The 8,447-nt window shown below is 64.9% G+C and carries 6 protein-coding genes; 1 reads left to right on the top strand and 5 read right to left on the bottom strand.

Features of this window, described 5'->3' with window-relative positions; genetic code table 11:
• Nucleotides 1-110: 110 nt before the first annotated feature.
• Entirely contained in the window at nt 111-635 is a 525-nt protein-coding gene (locus BLV04_RS22280; RefSeq protein WP_175534760.1) for a BPSS1780 family membrane protein, read from the top strand.
• On the opposite strand, the gene BLV04_RS22275 is transcribed toward BLV04_RS22280, so the two are convergent.
• The 5 genes from BLV04_RS22275 to BLV04_RS22255 form a co-directional block, all read right to left on the bottom strand.
• Nucleotides 626-2,752 (bottom strand): YgiQ family radical SAM protein, encoded by a 2,127-nt coding sequence (locus BLV04_RS22275; RefSeq protein ID WP_093037968.1) that lies wholly within the window; start codon nt 2,750-2,752, stop codon nt 626-628. The genes BLV04_RS22280 and BLV04_RS22275 overlap by 10 nt on opposite strands.
• Nucleotides 2,753-2,909: 157 nt before the next feature.
• Nucleotides 2,910-3,749: an RNA polymerase sigma factor RpoH gene (gene rpoH, locus BLV04_RS22270; RefSeq protein ID WP_093037964.1), complete on the bottom strand. Its 840-nt coding sequence runs from the start codon at nt 3,747-3,749 to the stop codon at nt 2,910-2,912.
• A gap of 413 nt (nt 3,750-4,162) precedes the next feature.
• Nucleotides 4,163-4,648, bottom strand: a complete 486-nt coding sequence (locus tag BLV04_RS22265; RefSeq protein ID WP_093037961.1) for a response regulator — start codon at nt 4,646-4,648, stop codon at nt 4,163-4,165.
• Nucleotides 4,645-6,651: a sensor histidine kinase gene (locus BLV04_RS22260; protein ID WP_093037957.1), complete on the bottom strand. Its 2,007-nt coding sequence runs from the start codon at nt 6,649-6,651 to the stop codon at nt 4,645-4,647. Before BLV04_RS22260 ends, BLV04_RS22265 begins: the two co-directional genes overlap by 4 nt.
• Nucleotides 6,648-8,060, bottom strand: a complete 1,413-nt coding sequence (locus BLV04_RS22255) for an SLC13 family permease (RefSeq protein WP_093037953.1) — start codon at nt 8,058-8,060, stop codon at nt 6,648-6,650. The genes BLV04_RS22260 and BLV04_RS22255 overlap by 4 nt, the downstream gene beginning before the upstream one ends.
• Nucleotides 8,061-8,447: the final 387 nt, after the last annotated feature.

The raw sequence follows: 8,447 nt of genomic DNA, 5'->3' as shown, positions 1-8,447 counted from the left end.
TGTTGTTCAAGCACCCCGAGGGAGGCCCACCGCTCTCCCTCATACAAGTTGACGATTTAAGAGGAAAAACCCATCAGGGAAGGTGGCCGTACTCACTGAGCGCGGGCCTCGTGATCGGCGCGCACCGCCAGTATCGGGAGGGGCGCTTCGAGATCAGTCACCTCTTTGCGGGTGTGTCGGAGAGCGCGGGACCGCTCGCATTGGTGGGTGTCGTCTATCTGCTCCTTGCGCTCGGCATCGCGATCGTCGCAGGACTGCTGTTCGCCGCGGTATTCGCCTCCATAGGCAGCAGCATGGATCTTTCGACGATGGATCCGAACGACTTCGACATCTTTCTCGCCAACCCGATCGTCCTCCTGCCCGTCTTGGTGGCGATGCTGCTGGGTGTCCCGCTCGCGATGGCCATGTTTTTCGCCCCGAGCCTGGTGGCACTCGATCAGGTCCCGGTACTAAAAGCGCTCGGGCTGAGCTTCTCCGGCTGCCTTAAGAACATCATGCCCTTCCTGATCTACGGGCTGGTCGCGATTGTGCTGGTGATCCTCGGCTCCCTGCCTTTGATGCTCGGGCTCCTCGTTGTCGTGCCCGTTCTGACCATTGCGATCTATACAGCCTATCGGGATATCTTTTACGGTTGAGTTTTTGCGTCTCGGCGATTTCGCACGGCCGTGCGACCGGGACGACGGCGACCTTCCGGCGACAGACCCGTGCCGGCGGGTTGAAATGCCGGCACCAGGTGGCGCTTGCCGTTTCCGATCAGCTCGGAACGGCCCATTTCCTTTAGGGCCTCGCGCAGCAGCGGCCAATTCTCCGGATCGTGGTAGCGCAGAAATGCCTTGTGCAGACGCCGCTGACGCTGCTTGCGCACCACGGGGACCCGCTCCGAATCACGCGTGACCTTTTTCAACGGGTTGCGACCCGAGTAATACATGGCCGAGGCGGTCGCCATCGGTGTGGGCAGAAACCCCTGGACCTGGTCGGGACGGAAGCCGTTGCGCTTGAGCCAGAGTGCGAGGTTGAGCATGTCCTCATCGCTCGTGCCCGGATGGGCGGCGATGAAATAGGGGATGAGATACTGCTCCTTGCCCGCCTCGCGCGAATAGCGGTCGAACAGCTCCTTGAAGCGGTCGTAGGTCCCGATGCCGGGTTTCATCATCTTGCTGAGCGGTCCGGCCTCGGTATGCTCGGGCGCGATCTTTAGATAACCGCCGACATGGTGGGTGACCAGCTCGCGGATGTACTCGGGCGATCGCACCGCCAAGTCGTAGCGCAGCCCGGAAGCGATCAGGACGCGCTTGATGCCGGGAATGGCACGTGCGCGACGATACAGCCGGATCAGCGGGGCGTGATCGGTGTTGAGGTTCGGACAGACATCCGGGTAGACACAGGACGGACGCCGACAGGACGACTCGATGCGCGGATCCTTGCAGGCGAGCCGATACATGTTGGCGGTCGGTCCGCCGAGATCCGAGATGGTACCCGTGAAGCCAGGGGTGCGGTCGCGGATCTCCTCGAGCTCGCGCAGGATGGATTCCTCCGAGCGGCTCTGGATGATACGGCCCTCATGCTCGGTGATCGAGCAGAAGGTACAGCCGCCGAAACAGCCGCGCATGATGTTGACCGAGAAGCGGATCATCTCCCAGGCCGGGATGCGCGCCTCGCCGTAGCTCGAATGCGGGCGGCGGCTGTAGGGCAGCTCGTAGACCCGGTCAAGCTCGGCGGTCGTCAGCGGGATCGGCGGCGGATTGAGCCAGACATCCCGATCGCCGTGGGCCTGGACCATTGCACGCGCGTTACCCGGATTGGTCTCCAGATGGAAGACCCGCGAGGCATGGGCGTAGAGCACCGGGTCTTCGCGGACCTGCGCGAACGAGGGCAGACGCACCACCGTGCGGGTCCGATCCGTGCGTTGCGGGCGCGGCTGGAACCGGATGACCTGCACCCCGTCGGGGGTCGCCGCGGAGGCGTTCGCGTCGGTCCCTTTCGGGGAGACTGCGTACGGATCCGGATGCGGATCCACCCGGCCCGGTCGATCGAGCCCACTCGAATCGATCTCCGCCCAGCCATCCGATAGGCCCTCCGGCCGCCCGCGGGTCATGAAGGCGGTCCCGCGCAGGTCGCGGATCTGCTCGATCGGCTCGCCGCGCGCCAGGCGATGCGCCAGCTCGACCAGTGCGCGCTCGGCGTTGCCGTAGATTAAGAGATCCCCCTTCGCATCCACCAGCACGGAGCGGCGGACCTGCTCGGACCAGTGATCGTAGTGGGCGATCCGACGCAGGCTCGCCTCGATGCCGCCGATGACGATGGGCACGCCCTTGAATGCCTCGCGCGCGCGCTGGGCATAAACGGTCACCGAACGGTCGGGGCGGCGACCCGCCGCACCGTCCGGCGTGTAGGCATCGTCCGAGCGCAGGCGCCGATCGGAGGTGTAGCGATTCACCATCGAGTCCATGTTCCCGGCGGTGATGCCGAAAAAGAGGTTCGGCTGTCCGAGACGTCGGAAATCCTCGACCGAGGTCCAGCCCGGCTGGGCGATGATGCCGACCCGAAAGCCCTGCGCCTCGAGCAGTCGCCCGATGATCGCCATCCCGAACGAGGGGTGATCGACGTAGGCATCCCCCGTCACGACCACAATGTCGCAGCTATCCCAGCCGAGCAGATCCATCTCGGCGCGCGACATGGGCAGCTCCGGGGCGGTCCCCAGCTTGTAAGCCCAATGCTTGCGGTGGGAGAAAATGTCGGGTGCAGTCATCATAAGCGAGGCCAAACAAAAAAGCGGTGGTCACCCATCGGATGACCACCGCCTTGGATTGGGTGTGAGAGAGGATCGAAAAGGCCGGTGGGGCGCTCCCGGTCGCGAAGCCGAGATCGGACTCGACCGGGCGACGACCGTCCCCGGCACCCCGATCATTCTACACCTCGAGCTGTAACCTCAGCTTCTTCATCGCATTCTTCTCGATCTGCCGAATGCGCTCGGCGGACACGCCGAACTGCTCGGCAAGCTCATGAAGCGTCTGCTTCTTCTCCGACAACCAGCGCTCGCGCAGGATCGTCTTGCTGCGCTCGTCCAGACCTTTCAGCGCGGAATAGAGGCGATGATGTTGGTCGCGCTCGGTGTCCTGGCGCTCGAGCAGCTTGGCGGGCTCCATCCGCATATCGGGCAGATAGGTCGACGGCGCGGAAGGCGCGTCGTCGTCATCGTCTTCCAACCCGTCGAACGACAGATCCTGATTGGCCAAGCGCGATTCCATCTGCAGGACGGTCTCGGGCTTCACACCCAGATCGGCGGCAACCGCCTCGACCTCGTCCTTCGTGAACCAGCCCAGACGCTTCTTCGCGCTGCGCAGGTTGAAGAAGAGCTTACGCTGGGCTTTGGTCGTCGCGACCTTCACGATCCGCCAGTTCCGTAGGATGTACTCGTGAATCTCCGCCCGGATCCAGTGCACGGCGAAGGAGACGAGACGCACGCCCATGTCGGGCTCGAATCGGCGAACTGCCTTCATCAGACCCACGGTGCCTTCCTGGATCAGATCCGGAAGCGGTAATCCGTAACCGAGATAGCCTCGGGCGATGCGGATGACGAAACGCAGATGCGAGGTCACAAGCCGCTTGGCCGCGTCCATGTCGCCATGATCGCGCAGCGCAATCGCCAGCGACTTCTCCTCTTCCGGGGTCAGGACCGGAATCTGGTAGGCGCCGCTGATGTAGGAGTCGATGGTACCCGTCGGCATGAGAGCGAAGTCTTTGGCCATGTTCCAATACCTGAGTTTGTTACCTTGGAAAATATCCTAGCAGTACGCTCGGGATTTTGCCAGCACTTTCGGCGGGGTTTTGGAGCCCGGACCGCGACAAAAGTTCACCAGACTCTAGGAGAGGTTCGTGGATCCGACAAGACCAGGGCGGTCAAAATCAAGATCGTATGTTCCGATTATTTTCATCGTCAGCACTGATGATAAATAATATAAAATAAAATCAATTAATTGTGATTTTCAAAAGATTTCCCGGAGGTGCTCGACGGCTAGATTTCACCCTGAACAATCATGGGATTTAATCTCGGGAACCTGTTCAAGCCGTAGACGTGGTTTCGCTTCGACAGGAGGCATGCGAGGTATGAACGCTGCAGGTGCCGAGTCGTGCAAGCCTCCGCGTCCCGTAGCATTGAGGCTCAAAGATCCCCGCGCTCCCGCACGATCGCGAGTGCGCGCTCGGCGTCCAGGACGGCGAGATGAGGCAGGGGGTCGACACCCGCCGCAACGACAAACGCGGTGAGTTGGTCGCGGACCAGTTCGCACAAGGCATCCGCCTGCCAAGGTTTGGCGACGTAGCGGTCGAGTCCGGCCTCGTTGATGGCGCGGATGGTATCGTCCTGATCGGCCTGGCCCGTGACCAGGACCTTGCGTGCGGTCGCGGTCCGATCGTCGGCCGCGAGGCCGATCAGAAAATCGACACCGCTGGTTCCGGGCAAACGGTGATCGGCCATCACGAGCGCGAGCCGATCGCCTGCTGCGTCGATCTCCTCGATCACCTCCAGCGCGGTCGGCACATCCTCGGCCTCCTCAAGGCGTACATGACGCGCGAACGACACCAGGTCGCGTCTGAGCGCCTCGCGGACCGGGCGCTCGTCCTCCAGAATCAAAAGTGCCAGCTTCATGTTTCGATGTCCTCGTCGTCCGGCGGGCCGGCCACCGGCAGCGTGATGGTCACCCGCGTGCAGCCGGGGCGCGAGCTCAGCTCGATCGTCCCGCCGTGAGCATCCACGATCCGCCGCGCGATGGCTAGCCCGAGTCCGAGCCCGTAGCGCACGGCACCCTGCTTGGTGGTAAAGCGCGGCTCGAAGACCCGCGGCAGGATGTCCGGATCGATCCCGCGCCCGTTGTCTCGAATCTGCACGCGCACGTGCGACGCATCGGGCGCATCCGTGATCAATGCGATGCGCCCGCGCCCCTCGGGTCCGCCGCCGAGTGTGTCGCCGAGTGCGTCGCGCGCGTTGACCAGGAGGTTGGTCCAGAGCTGCTCGAGCTCGCCCGGGTGGCAGCGAATCGGGGGCAGATCGCCGTAGCTGCGCTCGATCTCGACATCGCGCAGCCTGTGCGCCATAAGACGCAGGGTGTCTTCGAGACCCGCATGCAGGTCGACCCCGGCGACCGGCTCGCCCTTGGGGCGGGCGTAAGCGCGCAGGCTGGTCACCAGCTCGCACATCCGCCGCGAGGCGACCTCGAGGTTGCGCACCGCCGAGCCGATCCCGGCGACCGCCTCCACCAGATCGAGGCTCGTCGGATCGGCGGCGAGGGCACGCGCCCGCTCGGGATCTTCGATCCCGGCATCGAACAAACGTTGCGCCAAACCGGCATCGCCGAGGGCCACTTCAAGGCGCCGACGCGCCGCGCGCTCTTCCCGCGTGCTGCGGGGAGGGCGGTCACGCTCGGCCGCGAAGATCTCGCTCGCGAGCCGGCCTTGCGGATGGCTCGCCAGCACGCGCTCCAGATCCTCGCCGACATAGGTGGTCGCGCGCAGCATGGCCGCGACCGGATTGTTGAGCTCATGGGCGATCCCGGCCGCCATCTCGCCGAGCGTGGCGTAGCGTGCCTGCTCGACCAGCTCCAAGCGGGCTTGCTCGAGCTGACGCAGTGCCTCGGAGAGCTGCCGGCGTTCGCGTTCCAAGACGTGGTTGAGCTGGGTCTTCTCGACCTGGAGCTGATCGGCACGACGCAGCCGCTTGGCCAGGGCGCGGATGGAGACCGCCGCCATCGCAGCGCCGAGCGAGGCATCCACGGCCAGCGCGCGATCGAGCTGCTCGAAGGACAGATGCACGACCTCGACCTCGGTCGTCGCACGCGCCGTGAAGAAGGCGCGCTGCTGCTGGGCCAACGACAACAGGCCGACGACCGACCCGGTGGAGTCGTGGTGCAGCCGCAGATCACCGGCAGCCGAGGCATGATCGAGCGCGACCCGGCCGCGCAGCACGACCAGTACGGCGTCCACATCGACGCCCTCGTGGATCAGGCGCGTCCCGGCCGGCAGGAGCAGACGCGGGCGCGGACCCAAGACGCGCTCGATCCCGGCGAGCAGTTGGGCCGCCACCTCTTGCGTGTCGAGCTCGAGCAGGCGCAGCAGGTCGCTCTCGGGCTGCGCGACCGGCCGGCCGTCGGCCGCCACAAGCGCCCGTGTTCGCGGATCGGTCGGTCGGTGCGAGCTGAGCCAGCGCACCGTTTGAGCCCGCGCGTGCCAGGCGAGAATGCCGGGTGACCCGGGGATCCTGATCACGGCATGCAGCCGGTCGCAGTCGACCGACAGGGACAGGTCATCGTGAAGCGCTCGGTCGGTCAGCAGCAGGACGCTCGCTCGGCGCAGGATCGCCTGCGTGTCCAGCGTCGCGATACGCGTATCGATTGAATCGGATGACCCCGGTGATGCGGACGAAGCGGTTATGAGCACCAGCGGCACGACGCGGTCCGGATGTGCGCTCACCTGCGCGCAGGCCGCAGCGCCATCGTCCACCCAGACCACCTCCGCGATGTCGCTCAGCCCGCGGGCCACCTCCTCCCCGATTGAGGCGGCCAAAGGCTCGGACGCCACGATCAGGACACACAGCGGGGCGAGCCGATCGCCCGCCCCCGAGCCCTCATGACCGGCGCGATCGAAGACCGCACTCATAGAAGGCCCAGCGCGTCCCAAACAGACGGCATCACGAGCGCCAGCAGGAGCGCCCCGAAGCCGCCGATCACGACCCCGCTGACGATCATCTCGGAGGTCGGCACTTCGCCGGTCGCATAGGCGATGGCGTTCGGCGGCGTGGAGATCGGCAGTGCCATGCCGAGCGCACAGGCGAGCGCGACCATCACCCCGACCGCGGTCGGGTCGATCGGCAGCCCGATCGCCAGGCTCAGGGTCAGGGGCACCAGCAGGTTCGCCGCCGCCGAATGCGAGATCACGGTCGAGAGTCCGACCGAGACCGCCACCAACAGGAGCAACAAGAGCGTCAGCGGAAGGGCTTCCCAAGCGACCAATCCGATCAGCCAAACATCCAGCCCGCTCGCGCCGATGCCGGCCCCCAAAGCGATTCCCCCGGCGACCAGCCAGAGCACCGGCCATTGCAGGCGCTTGATGTCGTCAGCGCCCATGACCTGTGTGGCGAGCAGCGCGACAACCGGGAGAAAGCCTACCGTCGAGGAGGAGATGCCGTGGAAGGGCTCGGTCAACCAGAGCAGGACGGTGGCGCCCGCGACCAGGTAGAAGATCAGCGCAGCCGGCGAGCGGTCGAAATCGGCCGAAAGCTCGAGCGACATCGGAGTGTCGACGGCGATGTAGCGACGCGACAGGAACCACCAGGAGAAGAGCAGCACGACCACCATCAGCGGAACGGCCAAGAGCATCCAGCCGATGAAGGAGATGCCCTGACCCGATGCTTCGAGCGCACCCAGCGCGATGGCATTGGGCGGCGATCCGACCGGAGTGCCGATCCCGCCGACGTTGGCCGCGATCGGAATGGCCAAGGCCACGCCGGTGCGCGCCGGACCTTTCGGCAGAGCGGCCAGGATGGGGATGACCACGGCGAACATGGTCGCGGTGGTCGCTGTGTTGGAGACGAACATCGACAGCAGCGCCGTGATCATCATGAGCCCCAGCAGCGAGAGTCGGGCGTTGCCGGCAAAGGGCCGCAGCATCACGGCCGCAAGGCTGCGGTCGAGTCCGAACTTGTGGGCGCCGTCCGCGATCAGGAAACCACCGAGAAAGAGGATGATGACCGGATTCGCCAAGGTCGCGAAGTAGGTCGCCGCAGGCGGCAAAGGCCCGACGCCGCCGACCAGCGCCTGATCCGAGAGCATCAGCACCTGAAGCAGGATCACCAGCACGGCCGTGGCATAGAGCGGAATCGCCTCCGTGACCCAGAAGAGGATCGCGAGCAAAAAGATAGCCAGCATCCGATGCCCGGCAGGCTCCAGGCCCGGGATCTGGATCAGGAGCGGGACGAGAAATGCAATCGAGCCCAGAAGCAGCCCGAGGCGCTGCACGAGGGTGAGCTGCGGCAATCTGACGCGCGGTCGCGCGGTCGCGGTCGACATCGGGGAAAACGTCCTAATTTGGCTTCGAGGTGTGAGTCGGATCTAAACCGCGCCCGGCGCGGCATGCGATGTTTTTGGATGGGATCGGCCCCGGCAGACGTGACGACCGTTGGAGCCGGCGCGGTTTAGACTATTAAAAATAAATCACTTTAAAGCGTGTCAGCCCCGACGCCTATGGCTCCGACCGTAGCCGATCCAACCCAACAACGGCACATGCCGCTCCGGATGCGGTTTATCGTCGGCGCGGGACTCGGTGAACTGCGCTACGCTCGTCCACCGTACCGGGCTCGTCCACCGTACCGTCCGAGCTTAGTGAACAACGCCGTTCTTCTCGTCAACAATTCTAAACCGCGTCGGCTCCGACACTGATGGTTCCGGCCCCAGCCG

This window comes from Thiocapsa roseopersicina (genome assembly GCF_900106925.1).
Lineage (GTDB): Bacteria > Pseudomonadota > Gammaproteobacteria > Chromatiales > Chromatiaceae > Thiocapsa > Thiocapsa roseopersicina.
The sequence above is the reverse complement of the archived record's forward strand: the minus strand, read 5'-3'. Positions and strand labels throughout refer to the sequence as shown.

Excerpts from the sequence above, each read along its gene's own strand:
- BLV04_RS22275 (WP_093037968.1), bottom strand. The coding sequence starts at position 2,752 with ATGATGACTGCACCCGACATTTTCTCCCACCGCAAGCATTGGGCTTAC.
- rpoH (WP_093037964.1), bottom strand. The coding sequence starts at position 3,749 with ATGGCCAAAGACTTCGCTCTCATGCCGACGGGTACCATCGACTCCTAC.
- BLV04_RS22265 (WP_093037961.1), bottom strand. The coding sequence starts at position 4,648 with ATGAAGCTGGCACTTTTGATTCTGGAGGACGAGCGCCCGGTCCGCGAG.
- BLV04_RS22260 (WP_093037957.1), bottom strand. The coding sequence starts at position 6,651 with ATGAGTGCGGTCTTCGATCGCGCCGGTCATGAGGGCTCGGGGGCGGGC.
- BLV04_RS22255 (WP_093037953.1), bottom strand. The coding sequence starts at position 8,060 with ATGTCGACCGCGACCGCGCGACCGCGCGTCAGATTGCCGCAGCTCACC.